The organism is Parabacteroides goldsteinii DSM 19448 = WAL 12034 (genome assembly GCF_000969835.1).
Taxonomy (GTDB): Bacteria; Bacteroidota; Bacteroidia; order Bacteroidales; family Tannerellaceae; genus Parabacteroides; species Parabacteroides goldsteinii.
The window spans coordinates 2,772,928-2,792,652 of the sequence record NZ_KQ033912.1 but is presented as its reverse complement, the minus strand read 5'-3'; the positions used below and the strand labels follow the sequence as shown (position 1 = coordinate 2,792,652).

Genomic DNA, 19,725 nt, shown 5'->3' with positions numbered 1-19,725 from the left:
GTTAATTTTCAATTAAAGCAAATCCTGCTTTGCGCAAGTCTTCCCAATAGGCAGGATAACTCTTTGTCACCACTTCCGGATCAGCCACTTTAAGACCTTTCGGCAATACCAGCGCAGCCGGGGCAAATGCCATTGCCATCCGATGGTCTTCATATGTGGCAATAATCGGATCAGCTTCCGGTTCGCAACGTTCCCCGTTCCATTCAAGGATACTGTCGTTGCTGTCGGTCAACAGATAGCCGAGTTTACGAAGTTCCGTTTTCAAAGCTTCGATACGGTCGGTTTCTTTTATCTTCAGCGATTGCAATCCGGTGAAGCGGAAGGGGATATTTAGTAACACGCAGGTGACAACAAATGTTTGCGCCAAATCGGGTTCGTTGACAAAATTGTAGATCAACTTTTTTGTCACGTTACCGTTATATTTCAGCATGACGCCCCGGTCGGTAAAGGTCGTACCAACACCCAGTTGGGCAAATAGTTTTGCTCCGGCGGCATCTCCTTGCAGGCTGTTCTTAAAAAGGCCCAGCAGTTCTATTTCGGCATTTTTCGACAAAGCCATGATAGAATACCAGTAAGAAGCGGCACTCCAATCCGACTCCACGGTAAAACGAATCGGTTTATATTCCTGGGGAAGAATCTTGATGGTTTGGCCGTTCCAGATAGCTTTCACCCCGAACTGCTCCATCAATTGTAACGTCAGATTGATATAAGGGCGGGAGATGATATTTCCTTCCAGATGTAATGTCAATCCCTTTTCCATCAAAGGAGCGATCATTAACAAAGCTGAAATATATTGTGAACTGACACCTCCAGCCAGAGAGATCTCACCTCCTTGCAACGCACTTCCAAAGATACGCAAAGGGGGATAACCTTCCTTCTCCATATATTCGATACGGGCGCCTAACGAGTTCAGTGCATCGACCAGCAGTTTGATCGGGCGATTCTTCATCCGCTCCGTTCCGGTGATCGTCCATTCACCCACTATTTTAGAAAGGAAAGCAGTAAGGAAACGCATAGCCGTCCCGGCAGCCTTAATATCGAAATCACGACTATCGGAATTCAGCGCCTTAACCATCACTTCCGTATCATCGCAATCGGAAAGGTTCTGTATATCATACGGACTATAACTTAGTGCATTCAATATCAAAGCACGGTTACTAATGCTCTTGGAAGCAGGAAGTTGCACAGAAGCCCGAAGTCTTTCTTCCGGGGCCTTTATCAGATATTTCATTGCTTTTGTCTGTTCGTTTTAAACATTAATTATTCTTCGTATGTTAATTTCTCTACTGCGTCAATAAATGCTTCAGCTCGTGGACGAAGAGTTTCTTTGGCACGTTCCAGACGGTAGTTCACTATCGATGCACGACTTTCAGGATCAAGCTTTTCTTTCATAATACAATCCCTTCCTTCATGACGTTGAGAGTAAATGGTGTAGTCATATTTTCCCACATTCGGCGAAGCATTACCATAGGACTTATAATAATGCCTGTATCTACTTCCACTTCATAAAGATGGCGAGTAATCTCCAACTCACGTTCGGCTGTCAATTGCTCGCTGTCATCCAGCAGAATAAGTACATCAATATCCGAGTCAGGACGTGCATCCCCTCGTGCCTCCGAACCATAAAGGATTGCTTGCGCATTAGGAGCAATGCGACGAAGTGTTTCAGCTATACGGTGAACTATATCAGGTCGTTTCATTTATTTTCCTCCTGTTTCGTTTTTAACTGATGACAAAAGTACGGAAATTTCCGGATAGTTAGGTGGTATTTTCATGAATAGGATTATTCACTTATGATACATTTGACTCCGATCAAAAAAAGAAAGTGTTGCAAGCACTTCTCCCGTCCCGACGGACAAGGCTGTTACTTTGCAACACTTTCATCATACATTCAGAGAAAGATCACTCGATCTCCGGACGATCTTCACCGCCTCCTTCTTCAGGAGTTGTCTCGGGTGCAGCGTTCAATTCCATCCAAAAGATGTTGTCGCTGATAAGCGAGCGGTTCATCGTCTTACTACCGCTGTTTTTCGTAGCTTCAGGGATAAAACGGACACGAACGCCAGCTATTTGCGAAACACTCACCTTATCTGCCGATTCGACCCCGTTACCTCCCGCAGTAAGGGTGTAATAGAAAGTGCCCAGGCCGTCAAGCTTTACGGTACGTCCTTGTGACATGTAATCAGCCAGCACGCCTGCCAGTTCCATGAGAACAGCATAGGTGTCGGCACGGCTCACAGTCGATATCTGTGCCAAACGGTCAGATACCTCTTTTGTTGTCACGGGTTTACCGACAGTAACAGACTTCGGATACCACTTTCCATTAATCTTCTGTTGAATTTTTTTGAAAAAAGCCATACAGTTTAGATTTAAGTTATTTCTGATGCCTCTCAAAAAGGGAAAATGACAGGTGACGGACCTGGCACGGTCTAGTGACGGACCTGATGCCCTCAGGTGACGCCCCCGATATAGCTCGATGCCGGACACTTGTTATTTCTTTCCGGAAAGTATCAGAATAATTCTATATGTCGGAGTTCCCGCGCCATCTCCGGCTTAGCGTGTCATGTTAGGATGAAGGATGACCTTTCCTTTTAATTCTAACGACGAATATGAATCGTCATTTCACAGAGTTCTGTACAAGTTTACCTTTGATTCCAAAGTCATCTATGACTAACATACCATTTCCCTGTTTAACAATGACAATATAAAAATCTGTACAGTCCGGTGTTGTAAAACAAACATTACACTTCCCTGTCCGATTCAAGTCATAAGAGAATATTTGTTCTCCTGTTAATAATGATTTACCAACCACTTTATAGACATCCCTATTATCGACTTTATAATTAAACTCGATTTCATAATTTTGTTTCGGAGCAAAACAAATCATTGCAGGAGACGTACGATACACTTCTCCGTTTTTTTCACGCCACGTAATTAGTGACCACTCTCCATGAATCGTATTATCCGTATAAACATCATGCCTCTGTGACAAATGCGTTGTAAAAGCACCTGGTTGACAAGGAATAAAAGGTCCCCATCCTTCATCAACATGTTCGAAGTCTTCAAAATAATCAAATCCAGCCTTTTCAGCATGTAAGCACTCAACCAAACGGACATCATCAAACCAAACAGCGACTGTATCGTTAGCTGCCATTCCCCCCTTCAAAGACAAAATAATATCATTTCTATTCGCTGGTAAACGAAATGGAACCTTCAATCGTTGCCAGGTTGTCCTAAATCGATCCGTATTATCCGTATAATTTTTAACTTTACTTTCTGAAATAGAAACTTGTTCATTTAGCTCTTTGCCGCTCTGTACCATCAGTATAGCCTTTTTTTCACCAATAACATTCACCCAAACAGAAGCAATATACTCTTTTCCTGGTGTAAGTCCGTTTATTATCTGGCTTACCCCAGCAGGTTCTTTCCCTTTTATTTCAAGATAGGCCTGCCCATAATCCGTTTCTTTAACTTCAAGTAACGCACTATCTCCCTGCACTTTCCAATTTTCAAAAGAACGGCTGTCAAAACCTGTATCTTTCACTAGACCACCTTCACTCCAAAGCATTTCAGGCAACGGTTTCATTTCCTGTTTATAAAGAACGTATCCTTTGCCTGGTTGAGCCTCTATTTCAACGAGTCCTCCACGAACAGTCAGCGATTCTATAAATCTACGTCCCTTACCACCCAACTCATACAAGTAAACAGAACTTTGCTCCTTCCATGAAAATGGTAATTGCCAAATTGTTTTTCCACCACGCACATTATAATGATAAATTTTTTCCTCCGTAATAGGATTCCAAGGAATAAATACACAATCCCCCGACATTAACGTCTGTTCTCCTCTTTTGATAACAGTTCCAATCTTTTTATCACCAACAGCAACCAAATTACTTTCCAAAACCGCCCGAGTCGTATCCAATTGTAGTATCGGATAATGCATAAGATAGCGATAGGGTAATTGTTTGATAAAAAAATTACGAATTACGCCATTAAAGTCTCGTCCTTTCTGCCACCCCATAAAACCGATTTCCGCCCCCCGGCTGTATCCGCCAAGCAAAGCCGGATGAGCAGCATAACCGTCCCGATACTGGTGATGGATAAAACGGTGTATCAGGCTTTTCGAGCTTGGGTTATAATGAATCCAAGTTGCTTCTTTGTCGAATACATCCGGGTCTTCTGTCCAGGTTGCCCAACCGTTGCGGGTGAATAAACGGGCTGTCTCGTGTGCCAACCAACGATGTTCGCGGTAGGTATCGATATAAATAAATGACAGATCGGGTATATCTTCTTTCAATTGGTTTAAGCGTTGTTCGAATGTCCCGGCAAGCACATCCGCTTCTTTATTGATAAAATAAGACTGGTCGAGCCAGCTCCAGGCAGGCATATCCGTTACGATCCGGTCATTGAAAGCCTTTGCTTCGGGATAGGATTCGCTGTGGTTGATGTGAACGCCGATATGTGCGTTATATTTCCGGGCTTCTTTTGCCAGAAAGGCCAAATCCTTTTTCCCTCCTGCCCGCTCGTTATAATTGCCGGCATAATCGGGATGAGCACTGTCGTGTCCTTCGCTCTGATATCCTTTCAGTTCGAGCATTTGCCCGAACCCGTCGGTTGCCAGATAGAACTTTTTAATGTTATCCAGCTGACGCAGGAAAGGATATTGGGCACAACTGGCAAAATTCATTGTAATGGTGGCATACGAATTATGAAGCATATCGACGCCGAATGGTTTAGGATATATCTCCTGAAGTGCAATCGCTCCGTCTTGCCAGTCGACTCTGTTATCCAAGTTACGGTCATTGGCCAGTATCACTTTGATGTAAGGTAAGGGCAGTATTTTTCCGTCATATCCGCGGTAAATCCATTCGTTTCCCCATATCCCTGTGACGATCGAATCGGCGATTTGTACGGATCGGTACAGAAACTGGCGGTTGTTATAGATAGAATTGCTTTCAAGCGTGGCTGCCAGCTTATCGGTGTTTAATAATAATATGGAGCCGTATTGCGAAGTACTGTCGGCAGCCTTGTCTTTTAAAGGATAAAATGTGTCGGAACGGACATTGTTGGCAATCGACAAGCAACCATCCGGAGATGCGTTGGATATAGATACTAAATTGTGGTCGGGAAAAGCCAACGTTCTAACCTTAAAGTCACCCTTTTCTTTTATATCTGTTACGGATAATTGCAGGACATTGTCTTTTACTTCGCAACAGACTTGAAGGTCTACTGCTATTTCTTTAATCTTCAAGGTATAAAGAACCCGGTTTGCTTCCGTCTTTCCAGTCACAGAAGGCCGGTAAGTATCGCCATTGATTGTTATCGTTTTTACGTCGAACGGCTGTCCGCCCAATTGCGAATGATCTTTTTTCCAGATATAGGACCGAACAGAAGGAAAGTCTTTATTCAACAGGACATCCATGCAGGAGGAAGATAATGTATAGTAGCTTTTCTTCTTAGCTGGAACGTTTGCGACTTCCTCTACCGTGCGACAAACCACATTCGATATCTGAACGTTTCCTTTATCGTGCACCCGGAAACCGATCTGTCCGGCAGACAAAGAAAGCTCAGGTATATATTGATGGACGATCTGTTCTCCATCTACATAGACTGTCAGGGTGCGGCCTATGCAATTAACTTTAATATGCCGCCGGTGGTGTGCATACAATTTGGATATATCGTGAGCGATCTCTTTCTTGCCTTTCGGTGTGCCTATGTACCAACGGGCAAAACCCAGATTGTCAGTAGCTTTGTCGCATCCAACATACACCCAATCGTTTTCATTTACATAACGGAACAACATTCCGACTTGTGCGTATGAGTTCTGAGGGATCAGATCAAACTCTACCGTGCTGTTGACAGCGGAAAAATCTTTTATCAATACCAGACTATCCGTTTTTGCGTTCAGCCGATAGACATGCGAAGAAGCTCTCTCCTCACTGCCGGAAGACGAAGATGCTAAAGAAACTGCGGAGATGAGACATACAGCCGCGATCGTAATAATTTTATTCATTGACAATAAGTTTTATATTCAATTATACCTAGTACAAATCATTTATTGACATCAGGAATCAGCCGGCACTCGGCATGAACGGGGGAGCCGGTGTAACGACCCGTCCTGACCTTCATGCGAAGCTGATAACAGTTGTTTGACAACTTATTTACATTATTCCCTTCTAAAGGAATAGATGTTTCTATCAGAATCTCCTGAAGCTCAGTGTTCATTAACCCGTCGGTAACGGATACAGATACCCTATCATCTATATACTCAACCAGCAGAGCACAGGGAGACGACACTTTCAAATATCCCCTGGAGCTTTTTATTCTTGCTCCTTCTTTATAAAAGACGGCACCTATCTTATTTCCGTTATAGCTTTCTGCTGCCTGAACCTGTCGGGTATTTGATAATACGCGTGGCATTTGATCGGCAGCGGCCTCATTGCATGCTACGGTATAAGCGTAAGATGCATCTTTCGGACTTCTTCCATGATTGATATATATATGGAATATATCTTCCTCCGTTTCTGGCAACTTGTTGGCAACACTCATCGATTGCCAATGTGTCTTCTTCTTTTCATGTTTTATGAGGACTTCTCCTTTAGTATGTTTTTCCAATACTTTATAATAAAATCCGTTATTCAGTACAGTACTTCCTTTTCTAAAATCGGATGCCAGCTCTGTTTGATCTATTGTTGTAACAATATCACCTTCTTGCTCCGGCATTTTATTTTCTATGCCACATCCCATTGCCAGGAAGAGGTCGTCGAACATAAAATAGCTTTTATAGGCTTTGATACCAAATGCCGAGGGGTTAGGATCGCTATAGGGTGAGATCGTATCGTGCGGCCAACCTACATCTCTCTTCTCGAATATAAAGCCTCCGGCAAAAGAATTACCTCCGCTGGTTGCTCCGGCGGCAAACGGATGCTTACTGTTGTAGCCTTTCCAGTTTTCTATCGGCACTAAGGGTTTCGGTGAGAGGCGGGATGTTGTTCCTGGCCAGGCACGCAAATTGAAGGCGCCCATTACTCTTCGATGTTCATAGCCGTCTCTGGAAAAGAGGGTGGTTCCGTCGCAGGTAAAGATATTGAATGCAGCCGCCATTGTGTTGGCACTTTCGAGGCCACTTACACGGTTGGATGCCATGTTAACCAGCATATAGTATTGGTCAGTCTTCTTTATTATATCGTCATTGTTGAAGAAATAGCGGGAGCCGGAATAGTATTGGTTCCATTTCCCGGGCATGTCGATCCGGAAACGCCGGGCATTGTCGAGAAATAGGCTAAACTCTTCTTTTACTTCGGGCGTTAAGAGGTCGGGATATTGTTCTAACAGCATCTCTATTATCCTGGCAGAAGGAATCAGACGGCGGTAATCGGCAGACCGACCGTTCTTTTGTGCGGTAAAGGGATGGACCAGCCGGTTCATATTACCTCGGTCCACTACCGGGGGGACATATCCTTTATAATAGTAATAGGATGATCCGCGTAGATAATCTTTCAGTACGTCTATCTGTTCCTGTTTTACTTCGAGTGGCAGCGGGTAGCGGCACTCTTTCATTATTTTGAGGATACGAAGCGATCCTCTTGTCCCGTCGATCGGGTATCCCCATACGAGGCATTGCCTTCCATGCCCCCAGCCAGCTCCGTCGGCGGTGATTCCTTCCTGCCAGAAATCATCCTGAATAGTTGCCTGCGATACGGAGGACAGAGATCTGACTGCGATCTCTCCCACTACATCTGCCATTTCGGGTGATGATAGCTGCGCTGCCGTTTCCAGCAACGGGCGATAATCCGTTGCATTTCCTCCGACCCACCAGACATGTTTCCTGAAACGCTCCACGTCTATTACATCTTTGTCGGTTTCATCCATGCGTGCAGGTACGGTCCAGCATTGCAGGGATAGTTTGCCCAGTATTTTATTTCCTTCGATGAACAAGGAGTCCCGGACTTGTCCGTTTTCAATACAGGTCATCAGATTAAATAAGGAATAGTAGGTTTGATAGGATATAGTAGGTATCGCGAAACAAGAGGCATGCCACCTGGAGGCAACGTTCAGCCGATCTGTCTCCAATTTCCCGTAATGCCGTATCGCTTCAAAGAGGGTTCGCACCTGCGTGTCGGAGGCAGACATTTCTTTATTTCCATAACACGCGGCAATCGCCCTGATACGCCCCAGGGCCTGAAGGGTCAGGGATGATATGAAAGGTTGTTTATCTTCTTGAGCGGCATAACGGTTTTGCGTAATTGTTTTTTCTTTGGGTATCAGGTCGGTAAATTGTCCCTTTTCATTCAGAAGAGCGGTATACTTTTTTACTGAATCTTCCAATATGCGTGTCTCCTTATTCCGCTTTTCGGCATAAAAGAGGCAGATATTGTGCAGAGCTTCCTGCTTGGTGGCGGGTTGTGCTCCTGCTAAAAAACAACTCAGAAAGAGTAATCCTACTATATATATTTTCATTATTATCCTGTATATGTTATATAACTCAATCAATTAAATAGGCCGGTATGCCTTAGATGCTACAAGGGTGTGACGAAAGCCGCTTCTCCTCATGGCTAGCATGGGAGGGGTAGTTTCGGCACACCCTATTTGTACGTTCCAGAGAATCACTTTATCGAAATAAAGAGATCATCGGGTAAGAAAGTGCGATCACTCGATTACCGGGTGGTCGCCTTCATCAGGACCAGGAGTTTCTTCGACTTTGCCGTTCCACTCCATCCAGAAGATGTTGTCGCTGACAAGTGTGCGGTTCATCGACCGGCTACCACTATTCTTCGTAGCTTCGGGGATGAAACGAACGCGAACGCCGGTGATCTGCGATGCATTCACCTTGTCGGCCGAGTCGACTCCGTTGCCACTTGCTGTGATAGTGTAGTAGAAGGTACCTAAACTATCGATCTTTACACTGCGCCCTTGTGCCATATAGTCGGCTAATACGCCAGCCAGATCCATAAGAACAGCGTAGACATCGGCACGGCTCACGGTAGATATCTGTGCCAAACGATCGGCGACCTCTTTCGTAGTCACGGGTTTGCCAACGGTAACTGCCGCGGATACCACTTGTTACTCATCCTCTTGAAAAATCGCTTAAAAAATGCCATACTAGTGTTTTTTTAAGTATATCCATTATATCCTGTCTGAAAATGTAGTTCAGAGATACCGACCTCACCTACCTAGTAGGTCGTCTTTATCTCCATAAATCAAATACATTTAGATCCAGAAAACATCAGATTTATTATTACCGGAGTTCCCGCACCATCTCCTGCTTATCGTGTCGTGTTTAGAATAAAGGATGACCTTTCCTTTTGCTTGTATTCATTCCAGTAGATATGATCTGTTCAATAGCCAGTTATTAGCTATATCATTTTAAAGTCAGAAGAAGATAATTCTACTCTCTTATTAGAAGAAAAATCAATCACCTTTACTGCATCTTTATACCGTATTGATACTGAGCCTTTCCCTTTAACAGAGCGAATCACAGCTTTAGTCAGCTTTCCATCGGTCCACTGCATGTCAACTTCATATCCTCCCCGGGCACGGAGGCCGGTTACTTTACCTTTCGGGTAAACGGCTGGCAAGGCTGGCAACAGACTGATTTCACCGGCATGGCTTTGCAATAACATTTCGGCAATAGTAGCCGTAATCCCGAGGTTACCGTCTATTTCCCAAAACTTAGTAAACTTGCAGGTAAAATTAGGATAGAGCGCCATAGCAAAATGACGGTTGATTACTTTCATCGCACTGTCTCCCTCTTCAAAACGAGCCCAATACATAGAAGGGAACACTCCTGTCCAACTGCCGCTATTATACGACATTCCCGGTTGCCTGTTTATAATTGTTTTCTTGAATGCCTCAGCCAATTCGGGAGTACCTCGCAGAGTGATCAAATTGCCGGCAGCGAATCCCCAGCCGTGCCCCACCTGTCCGTTATGGGGGTAAGCCGGTTTCCAGTCATCATTCCATTCCTGTAATTCTCCCGTGCTCGGACTAATCCGCATAGGCGGCAGCTTTGTATATACTTCTTTTATCTCTGCAATAGCTGGATCATTAGAGTCGATAATTTCGGCCGCCTTCATGGTGTTTTGCATGAGCGAACGGATAATCTGCATATCCTGTGCCGATCCCATGCAAGCCCAGCCTTTAAAACCGGCAGGATCGATATAACTGTTTTCAAACGATTCCGAAGGATTAGTTACTAAATAACCATCTTTATCCGGTTGTAGGCAATCTACATAAAATAGAGAAGCATCCCTCAAAAGGTCAAAGTTTTCATTCAGAAAATCCTTATCTTGCGTAAATTGATAATGTTCCCAGATATGATGACATAGCCACGCACCACCAGTCTGAAATATAGCCCATAGCCCTGAGCCGCCTACCGGCCAGGTTGTACGCCAGAGATCAATATTATGATGGGCCATCCAGCCACGTGAATTGTATAGGTTACGAGCCGTTTTAGCCCCATCGATAGACGATTCGCGTATCAGGTCAAACAGCGGCTGATGTAATTCCGAAAGGTTTACTACCTCTGCCGGCCAGTAATTGATTTGTGTATTGCAATTAATGGTCCAATTGGAGCTCCATCCCGGTTGTAAAGCATCGTTCCAAATGCCCTGCAAGTTAGCCGGCTGTGATCCTGGACGCGACGACGAGATCAGCAGATAACGCCCGAACTGGAAATACAGCCCTGCAAACGAGAAGTCTTGTTGTTTAGCATAGTTCCGAATCCTTTCATTGATCGGCGAAGATGCTTGTTCTTCATATCCCAAATCTATACTCACCCGCCCGAATAAGGCGGAATAATCGTTAACATGAGCTTTCAGTAATTTGGAGAATGATTTTCCCTTTATCTTTTTCGTATAATCCCGGCATAGCCTCTTTTCATCTTTCCCCTCTTTATAAGGGTCTTTGTCGAAGCCGTTAAAGCTGGTTGCTGCAACAAAACAAATTGTTACTTCATCGGCACCGGAAACCTTCAGCTTATTATCTGCCGCTCCAACCTTTCCTCCTTTGTTATCAACCACCAACCGGCCTTGAAATCTCATGCCATGTCCTTCTTGATAGGTAGGTAGGGAAAACCCGTTATACTCGGGATTCACATTTTGAGGGGCTTGTCCATCAATAATGACCTGCTGAGCGGCTTCATCTATCCTTACCGTATGATTAACCTTACTGCTTAATGTTGCATCAAAGGTTATACTCCTGGGCTTCTCTGATTTAATGCGCATCACAATCGTCTGGTCAGGATAAGAAGCAAATATTTCCCTGACAAAACCAACTCCTCCTTGTCTGTAGGAAACAGTGACTATTCCACGGTTCATATCCAGTTCCCGGTGATAGTCTGTAAAATCGCCTGACGGAAAATCCAATACAATGTCGGTCAATGGCATATAACTTTGATTGTTAGGTCCCAGCATCTTCGAGTTTATCAGCTTTTGCGCTTCGCTATGTTTTTGATCTATAAGCAACTGGCGAATCTCGGGAAGATATTGGGCTGCCCCGGGGTTTTGCACATTACGCGGTTCTCCCGACCAGAACGTATCGTCATTCGTCTGTATCCGTTCCTGTTTTATTCCACCCCATACCATACCTCCTAACCGGCCATTACCGATTGGAATGGCTTCGTTCCAGTTTTCAGCTGGCTTATTCATGTGGAAGATCGATGTATGAGGAACAGTTTTCGGCTTTCCTGAAAAAGCTACAGCAGAAGAGGTAAACATCAACAATAGGATACCGCCAATAAGTTTATTCATATTCAATGTTTATATTTATTTTCGTCATTACAAATAATAATATAAAGGAAGAGAATGATTAAAAGAGTTTTTTGTAACACTCTCTTCCTTCATCATTTAGAAAGCTGATAGATTATAAACTATCTCCCAAAAGCATAAACTTCAGAAATAGCTACATAAGGAGGATTATAACTTTCTTCCATTATCATTTTTATATATCTGGCCTTTTGTGGTTTTGTGAAATCAAAAATTGAACTCTTATCTGTTTTCAGACAATGCATCGTTCCTATTTCAACAAAAGACTCATCATCCTCATTCGTTTCAGCAACCAAAATTCGGGCAGATTTAAACGTCATACGAGCAGGATCTTGAAATACCTGTAACTGGTATAAATCAAATTCCTCTGCCATATCGATTACGATAGTATGAGGGAAAGGAGCTGGGGGTGAAGGAGTCCATTTACTATGCCAAAGAGAGTTAACATTTCCATCTAGAATATTCGTTATAGGATAAGTATCTTCTTTCTGAGATGAAACAAAAGGAATTGTCCAGTTTCCCCTGTTTATCTTTTCTACTAATGGGAATCGGCCTTTGTCTTCAACTTCAAAAATATCAATCGCGTTCTCTTCTGGTTTATAGTAACTCTTTATAGTAAAATCTCCTCCAAAAGTATAATTATCTATTGTTATAGATGTAACATCAGGTTCTACTCTTACAGTATTATCTTTTCCATTATTATCAGTATATAGCACTTCTGAATAATAACAGTTATCTACAGAACCGATAGTCAATGTAGCAACATTGTTTTCAATATCGACACTACGTGCCGAACGTGGTATTAATGATGAAATGTATTTATCACCATATACTTTTCCGATTACCTCCTGTGGAATGGAAGGAAATCCCTTTTCCCCCATTTGAATCAGATCAAAAACATATTCCCCTTCATTTTCAAAAGGTAACTCTACACTTGCATATCCATTAATCAAACTTTCTTTATCTATCGGATAAATAAGAGAATCTGCCCCCATATTCCAGAAGATCTTACAACTTTCAATGCGAACATCCTTACCGACTTTCCAGGTCAGTTTTACACGGTACAACCCACCGTCACATGTTACCGAATCAGGTCTCCCGATATAATTAATTTCACCTCTATCGAGATATTCTTCGATTATATCATTCATTCCAGAACAAGACGCTAAGGTTACAAATGAAACCAGCATTATAATGTTAACAATATATTTCATAACCATTTATTGATTTTATATTTACTTTTTATCGCTTCCCCAGAAAGTGATTTCACGGTAATTAACTTCCAGACCACCGCTCCATGTTTCATACTGTTCAAACCGCAGATAACGTACAGGAGGAAGTCCCAAATCAAACACAAACTCATGTCCGGCAAGCGCTACTTCCTTATCCTCGTTAGTAATTTGATCTCCAATTCCAGAGGGTTTGATTATTTCAAATTCGCCCATTAAAACCCAATCTTTATGATAATTATCTCCATCAAAATAGTCAAGAGTCATATTGGCCGGATCAATATGATCTGTTCCATAGATTTTCCACTTTTTAGGACTATAATGTCTATATTCATAATCGAGTCGCTGATAAACCTTATATCGACTTAACTTAGATGAAGCCCCCAAATCTATTGTATATCTGATAGGAGCCGGTTTTCCTGCGTTACCACCTATTGTAGACCATCCAAGATTATCTAATTTATCATCAAATAAACGCCTAAAAGCCCAACTATCATTTATTTCAGAGACGTTATCGCCAGGCAGTTTCCCTTGTTTGAATTTCGTTTTATCTAATTGTATTTCATATAATGGAGTAAATTTCGCAAGTACTGTATCAGAATAGTTATCCCATTTATCACGAAAACAAACCCCAAACGTCCTTTCAGTATCATCAAAACCTCTTAATGAATAGAGCCCGTTTTCCTGTTTAGTATAGAGAATTTCTGCTGTCTCCATTTCTCCCGTAAGAAAGTCCTCTGCAAGCAAATAAACCGCAAGTTCTGTACCCGATTCGTTTTCCCATTTTAATTGTACACCACCGAAATCTTCTCTCATAGACACACTTTCGGTTACTGCAATAACTGGTGGTGTTAATGGGGTGAACGATACTTTTATTGGGGCCGATTTCACAAAACTTCGAGTCACCGTATACAGATCGACTGTTTGTAACTCTGTATTACCGAATCCTTCTAATTTCAATTCATTCGAATAAATTGACACTTCGGTATTTACGGGCTTGCCGTTCAAAGTATACTCGGCTCTTACACTCAGCAAATCCGCATCATCCGGCAAATCATAAGAAATGATCGCACCACCGGGAATCGGAACTATCGTTGGATTTTTTATACTTTGAGGTTGATTATCATTTGTAGGAGGTTGTCCGACAAATGACTCGCTACAACTTATCATAATCAGTTGTAACAACAATAAATAAACTATCTTTTTCATAATATATCCATTATTTATATACAAATGTTTTACCATCCATAGTTTTGAATCAGGTTACTATTCACATTAAGCGACGATTTTTTTATCGGGAAGAAGTAATCCTTTGTTGCGAAAATCGGATAAGCAAGAACCGTTTCTTTATAATACTCATCTTCTGTTTCCCCATTGACATTCCAGCCCCTGATCGGGCGATTGCGATAATCATCAGCCTCACACCAGCGAAGGATATCCCAGTGGGTTTCCCCTTCAAATGCAAGTTCTATCAAACGTTCCTGATGAATGATCGCCCGACGCCCTTGCTGAGTGTTGATTTTTCCTGAATTAGTTGAATATTTACTCCAACTAGCTTCTACTCCTTCCAAACCGGAACGTTCTCTAACAGGGTCAATCCACTGGAAAATTTCTGATTTTTCAGCACCAGCCTCATTCAATGCTTCTGCATACATCAGATAAATATCTGCCAAACGTATAATCGGAAAAGAATAACGTTTCCTGGAAAAAGAGCTATTACTAACCACAGATTCCGGATTAACTAACTTCTTTGGTGTATATCCGGTAAGAGAATAACAATCTGTACCTAACTGACCACCGATTTGCTTCCGTTTCATTTGACCATAGGTAATTGAAGAACTATTATCGTCGACAACACCATTACCCCAAATGATACAACCGTCAAAAATAAGCGAAGCATAATAGCGATATTCACGATCAATATTCAATTTTGCAGTAGTATAACCTTCCTTTAATAAATACTTTTCGCTATCTCCAGCAACTTCCGTTTTATAACGATTATCATACCGTCCATTTTCCAGCCATTGTTTATCTTCTGAAATCGGAACTCCCCGCCGGGTATAAAAACGTTCTACAACATCTAAAGTTGGAGCAATTGTTGCAATAACTGTATTATTACTAGCCTCACTACTTCTGGTTCTAATCATACACGCTCCTTGTATAGGACTGTCACTTATGGTCGTTCCCCATATTATTTCAGGATTCCATTTTTCCGTTATAGCATAACGCAAATTCAACTTATAACGAGTTATATCAGATACCGGAAGAAAACCTTGATAAGTATAGAGTTTATGACCAGCTTCATGCGCACAGTCAATTGCATCCTTACAAGCTTTAGCAGCTTCATCCCAACGATTTTCATCATATTCCGGGAACAGACAAACTCCACGATTGTCTACTAAATTCTTATAGCGGTCATTTCCATTGAATAACGGACTTGCCATCGTCATCTTTACCTTTGCTTTCAGAGCCAAAGCCATCGGTTTAGTAATCCGTCCCATTTCCTCAATTTCATTTGTAATGACTTCCGGTAAATCTCCAGATGCTTCGTCAAGCAATTCACAGATATAATCAGCGACTTCATTTACGGGCTCCCGATATACTTTCACTTGTTCTGGAGTTGACGAAACAGGAAGATTGGTTTTAATAACAGGAATCGGTCCATACATGCGAAATAAAAAGAAATGATAAAAAGCTTTCAAGAACTTAGCTTCTGCTGTCCAACGACGGTTTTCATACTCTTCCAGATCAACTACTTTATGTATATTTTCCAGAAAAATATTACAGTCACGTATAGCAATAAATAAGTTTTTTCCACCTTTGTCTCCATCCCAATAATTCAGTAGAGGTGTGTTTGAGTTCTGTAATCCGCGAGCAACATCGAAAGCCGTATGATCTTTCCCAAACCAATAATTATCCCCAGACAATACCATCCAGGATTCGCCACTCATCAGGGAGACATTGTTACCACGCGATAACTGATCTACCGGCATATAAGAATAACAGGTAAAAAGATAAGTTTCTGCACTATTCCGATCACTGAAAGCATGATCTATAGTTGGCATATTATCAGGAATAACATCCAAATAGTCACTACATGCCGTCAATAGTAGGAATAAACTACAAACAATTACATTATATATTGATTTCATCTTATTATAACTTAGAGGTTTATATTTATACCAATATTAAATACCCGTTGAATAGGATAACCTAATCCATTTCCAGCCATTTCAATATCCCACATCTTGAAGCTACTCAGGCAAAATAAATTCGTACCACTTAAATAAAGCCGTAAGACATCCAACCCGACTTTATCTGTCCATTTCTTTGGCAATGTGTATCCTAATTCTACCGATTTGAGACGCAAAAAAGAACCGTCACGCATAAACCAGGTACTCGTCTGCGTATTATTGTCAATTATTCTGTCCGATAAACGAGGCCAAAACGCATGGGCATTTCTATTACTTTCCGACCAATAACTATCAGCTATTGCCTGAAGCAAAGCCGTTTGACCACCTTTATCATCAACAACAAACGGAGAAATTGTTTTTGGATCAATCCAAAATGACGATCGGGCAGACCCTTGAAAAAAGGCAGAAAAGTCCAAACCTTTATAGCCTAAAGAAAAACCAAATCCATATATGATTTCGGGATTAGTAGGATAACCTATAGGAACTTCATCATCCTCATCTATAATCCCGTCTTGATTGATATCCTTGTATTTAATATCACCAGCCATATACTCTCCAAACTGTTGTTTTGGCGAATTTCGTACATCTTCTTCATCAACAAATAATCGCTCGGCAATATATCCGTATTTCTGAGATATTTTATTGCCAGTCCATTTACGCCAGGGAGTATTTGTATAATCCGGTTCTTCATAAAGATCTAGTTTACTCGTTGCATAAGTAAAATTTCCGCGCACTGACAACCAAAAATCTTTATTGAATGACTGAGAATAATCCACTGACATATCATATCCCATAGCCGAACTTTTACCTACATTAGAACTTGGACTTGCCTGCAATCCCATAGTAGAAGGAATAAAGACTCGTTCCTGCAAAATATTTTTACGTTTCTCTCTAAAGAAATCACCTTGAATCTCCAACTTGTCAAATAGGCTAATTTCAAAACCATAATTCTGTTTGTAAGCAGTTTCCCAAGTGATAAAAGGATCTTCATAACGTGATATCGACACTCCCGGACGGTTGTATCCGAAATCAGTACCAAAATTATATCCTCTGCCGCTATCATTCAACTTGACATTTGATAAGAAGAAGAAGCGGTCTTCCTCTTTTCCTATCTCATCGTTACCAACCATACCATACGTCGCTTTCAACTTAAGTTTAGTGATATATTTTTTCAACGGTTCAAAAAAACTTTCATTGGAAATCATATACCCAACTCCTCCCGACGGGAAAAAACCATAACGTTCTTTCTTACTAAAACGTTCCGAACCGTTATAACCGAAATTAAATTCTGCAAAATACTTGCTGTCGTATGCATAAGTAGCACGGCCAGCTAATCCAACATTCCTATAGGGCAACGAAGCCTGAAGTGACCCGGCATTACTAATACGCGATTCACGGGTCGTAAACACCATTAAACCACTAACATTATGAACATCAGAAAATTCGTTATTATATTGAAGGGCACCTTCAAAGTAAGTTGTACTACTGATCTTTTTCGTTCCTTCACTATAAGAAAGCCATTCTGAACCTTTTAGCGGATTCAATGTTTGAAGTATGTATTCATCCTTTGCTTGATCATAACCGGCAAGTTCATAATAGAAGGGATTATAAGAACGTGACAATTCAGATGTGGAATAGCGCGAAGTATTAAACAAAACCCTGGCTGACAATCCTTTAATCAAGAAACTAAAATCTTGTTTCAATTCTAACTGAGCAAGAATCTGGGTAGTGGAATTTTCCTTGTACCCTTTGACCATATCAGCATACGGGTTAATATATTTTCCACCATCAGCATTACCAAAAAGGATGTGTTGAGTGAATATATTTCCTTTATCCGGAGTATAAAATGCAGGAAATAACACTGGGTTTGTTTTCATAATTTTATTATATACTCCTGATCCACCTTCAAGCGGACCGGAATAATCATCAAATGTTCCATGCATGCGCACAATCATTTCTGTAGTTTTAGTCAAATCAATATTTACATTTGAACGTAACAGGTATTTTTTCAAATCAATATTATTGTTGAAATTATTACGTTTATCCATTCGTAAATTACCATTATCCTGGCTGAAAGAAGCAGCAACATAGTATCTAGCCACTTTTCCTCCACCACTAATATTGATATTTGCACGATGATTTATCGTATTATCTTTCATCAACAAATTATACCAATCTGTTGCGGGATAAACATTAGGATTACCAATCCCTGTCATGGCAATTTTCTTGTTAGAGTAAGGTAATACCCCCAAGGGATCTCGCGTTCTTACCGCTTCATTATGTAAAAGCATGTAATCCAATGGATTTACCAACTCCACTCTCTCGGCGGGAGTAGACAATGAAGTTTCATAGCGGAATGAAAGTTTAGCCTTACCTTCTTTACCTTCTTTTGTTGTAACTAAAATAACACCATTTGCACCTCGAGCACCATACAGAGCTGTGGCATTTGCATCTTTCATAATAGAAAAACTGGCAATATCATCAACATTCAACCGAGCTAAATCCTGTGAGGTAAATTCTACTCCATCAATCAGAATAAGAGGATCTGCTTTCCCAGTCCCAAAGGTTGTCACCCCGCGCACAAAAAAGTCTGCATTATCCTGACCTGGTTCTCCACTTCGTTGATAAGAGATGATTCCGGACATTCTTCCAGCCAAAGCTGTTGTCAAATTACTACTAGGCACTTTCAGATCTGAAGGTTTTACCGTTGTAATAGAAGCTAATACACTTTCCTTTTTCTGCTTAGCAAACGCAACAACAGTCACTTCCTCTAATTCGTCTGTTTTCTCTTTTAATGTAATAAACAACTGCTTTTTATTAGCTACCGCTACTTCTTGGTCTTGCATGCCCAGATAAGTAAATATCAATATATCAGCATCTTTAACATCGATGGAGAAAGTTCCATCGATGTCAGTTGTTACACCACGTGGCGTACCTTTCACCTGGATAGCAACGCCTGGCAAAGGTTCCCCTAGTTCATCCATTACTTTACCGGTGATCTTTTTTTGCTGCTGAGCAGCAGAAAGTGTGATAGCTGTTTTTTCTTCTCCGCTCTTTTTAGTTATATAGATCTGCTTATCAACAATATTATAAGTATTGTCGGTTCCTTCAAACAGTTTGTCTAATATTTTATCGACTGTTTGTTGCTTTACATTGATTTTAACTCGTTTGTTAGCATCTACCACTCCTTCATAATAGAAAATGACGAATTCACTGTTTCGTTCAATCTCTTTGAAGACTTCTTTCAGAGTTTTATTGGTAAGATTTAAGGAAATCTGAGTCTTTTGTGAATAGGCTGGTTTTGCTGAAAAATCAACTGCCCAACAAGATGCCGCCATCAGACATGCGACTATAACACATTTTAATCTTCTGAATTCACGTATTCTAACGTTATTTATTCGTTTGTTTTCCATACATTTGTATTGATTTTTGATTTAACTGGAAAGAATTCTGCTAAAATTCTTTCTTTTAAATTTACGACCGGATAATACCCACTATTATCCGGTTTTGTTTTTCAATGCTTATTTATGTCATAAT

At 41.3% G+C, this 19,725-nt stretch carries 11 protein-coding genes and 1 pseudogene; all 12 read right to left on the bottom strand.

What is annotated here, in order from left to right:
• Nucleotide 1: 1 nt before the first annotated feature.
• Nucleotides 2-1,231, bottom strand: coding sequence for a 3-phosphoshikimate 1-carboxyvinyltransferase (locus tag HMPREF1535_RS10070; protein WP_046146039.1), 1,230 nt, complete (start codon nucleotides 1,229-1,231; stop codon nucleotides 2-4).
• A 29-nt stretch (nucleotides 1,232-1,260) separates the two neighbouring features.
• Nucleotides 1,261-1,392 (bottom strand): hypothetical protein, encoded by a 132-nt coding sequence (locus HMPREF1535_RS26425; protein ID WP_262362560.1) that lies wholly within the window; start codon nucleotides 1,390-1,392, stop codon nucleotides 1,261-1,263.
• Nucleotides 1,389-1,700 (bottom strand): nucleotidyltransferase domain-containing protein, encoded by a 312-nt coding sequence (locus HMPREF1535_RS10065; protein ID WP_046146038.1) that lies wholly within the window; start codon nucleotides 1,698-1,700, stop codon nucleotides 1,389-1,391. Before HMPREF1535_RS10065 ends, HMPREF1535_RS26425 begins: the two co-directional genes overlap by 4 nt.
• A gap of 202 nt (nucleotides 1,701-1,902) precedes the next feature.
• Entirely contained in the window at nucleotides 1,903-2,358 is a 456-nt protein-coding gene (locus HMPREF1535_RS10060) for an HU family DNA-binding protein (protein WP_046146037.1), read from the bottom strand.
• Nucleotides 2,359-2,617: 259 nt separating this feature from the next.
• Nucleotides 2,618-6,013 carry an endo-alpha-N-acetylgalactosaminidase family protein gene (locus HMPREF1535_RS10055; protein ID WP_046146036.1) on the bottom strand — a complete coding sequence of 1,132 codons (3,396 nt, stop codon included), beginning with the start codon at nucleotides 6,011-6,013 and terminating at the stop codon, nucleotides 2,618-2,620.
• Between the two features lie 38 nt (nucleotides 6,014-6,051).
• Entirely contained in the window at nucleotides 6,052-8,460 is a 2,409-nt protein-coding gene (locus HMPREF1535_RS10050) for a polysaccharide lyase family 8 super-sandwich domain-containing protein (protein ID WP_052716685.1), read from the bottom strand.
• Nucleotides 8,461-8,649: 189 nt separating this feature from the next.
• Nucleotides 8,650-9,101 (bottom strand): annotated as a pseudogene (locus HMPREF1535_RS10045) (HU family DNA-binding protein).
• Between the two features lie 255 nt (nucleotides 9,102-9,356).
• Nucleotides 9,357-11,750 (bottom strand): glycoside hydrolase family 95 protein, encoded by a 2,394-nt coding sequence (locus HMPREF1535_RS10040; protein WP_052716684.1) that lies wholly within the window; start codon nucleotides 11,748-11,750, stop codon nucleotides 9,357-9,359.
• Between the two features lie 119 nt (nucleotides 11,751-11,869).
• Nucleotides 11,870-12,979, bottom strand: a complete 1,110-nt coding sequence (locus HMPREF1535_RS10035; RefSeq protein ID WP_161799494.1) for a DUF4998 domain-containing protein — start codon at nucleotides 12,977-12,979, stop codon at nucleotides 11,870-11,872.
• A 21-nt stretch (nucleotides 12,980-13,000) separates the two neighbouring features.
• Nucleotides 13,001-14,203 (bottom strand): DUF5000 domain-containing lipoprotein, encoded by a 1,203-nt coding sequence (locus HMPREF1535_RS10030; protein ID WP_161799495.1) that lies wholly within the window; start codon nucleotides 14,201-14,203, stop codon nucleotides 13,001-13,003.
• Nucleotides 14,204-14,232: 29 nt separating this feature from the next.
• Nucleotides 14,233-16,146, bottom strand: a complete 1,914-nt coding sequence (locus HMPREF1535_RS10025) for a RagB/SusD family nutrient uptake outer membrane protein (RefSeq protein WP_046146033.1) — start codon at nucleotides 16,144-16,146, stop codon at nucleotides 14,233-14,235.
• A gap of 11 nt (nucleotides 16,147-16,157) precedes the next feature.
• On the bottom strand, nucleotides 16,158-19,601 hold the full coding sequence (locus tag HMPREF1535_RS10020) for a TonB-dependent receptor (protein WP_082150332.1): 3,444 nt from the start codon (nucleotides 19,599-19,601) through the stop codon (nucleotides 16,158-16,160).
• Between the last annotated feature and the right edge of the window lie 124 nt (nucleotides 19,602-19,725).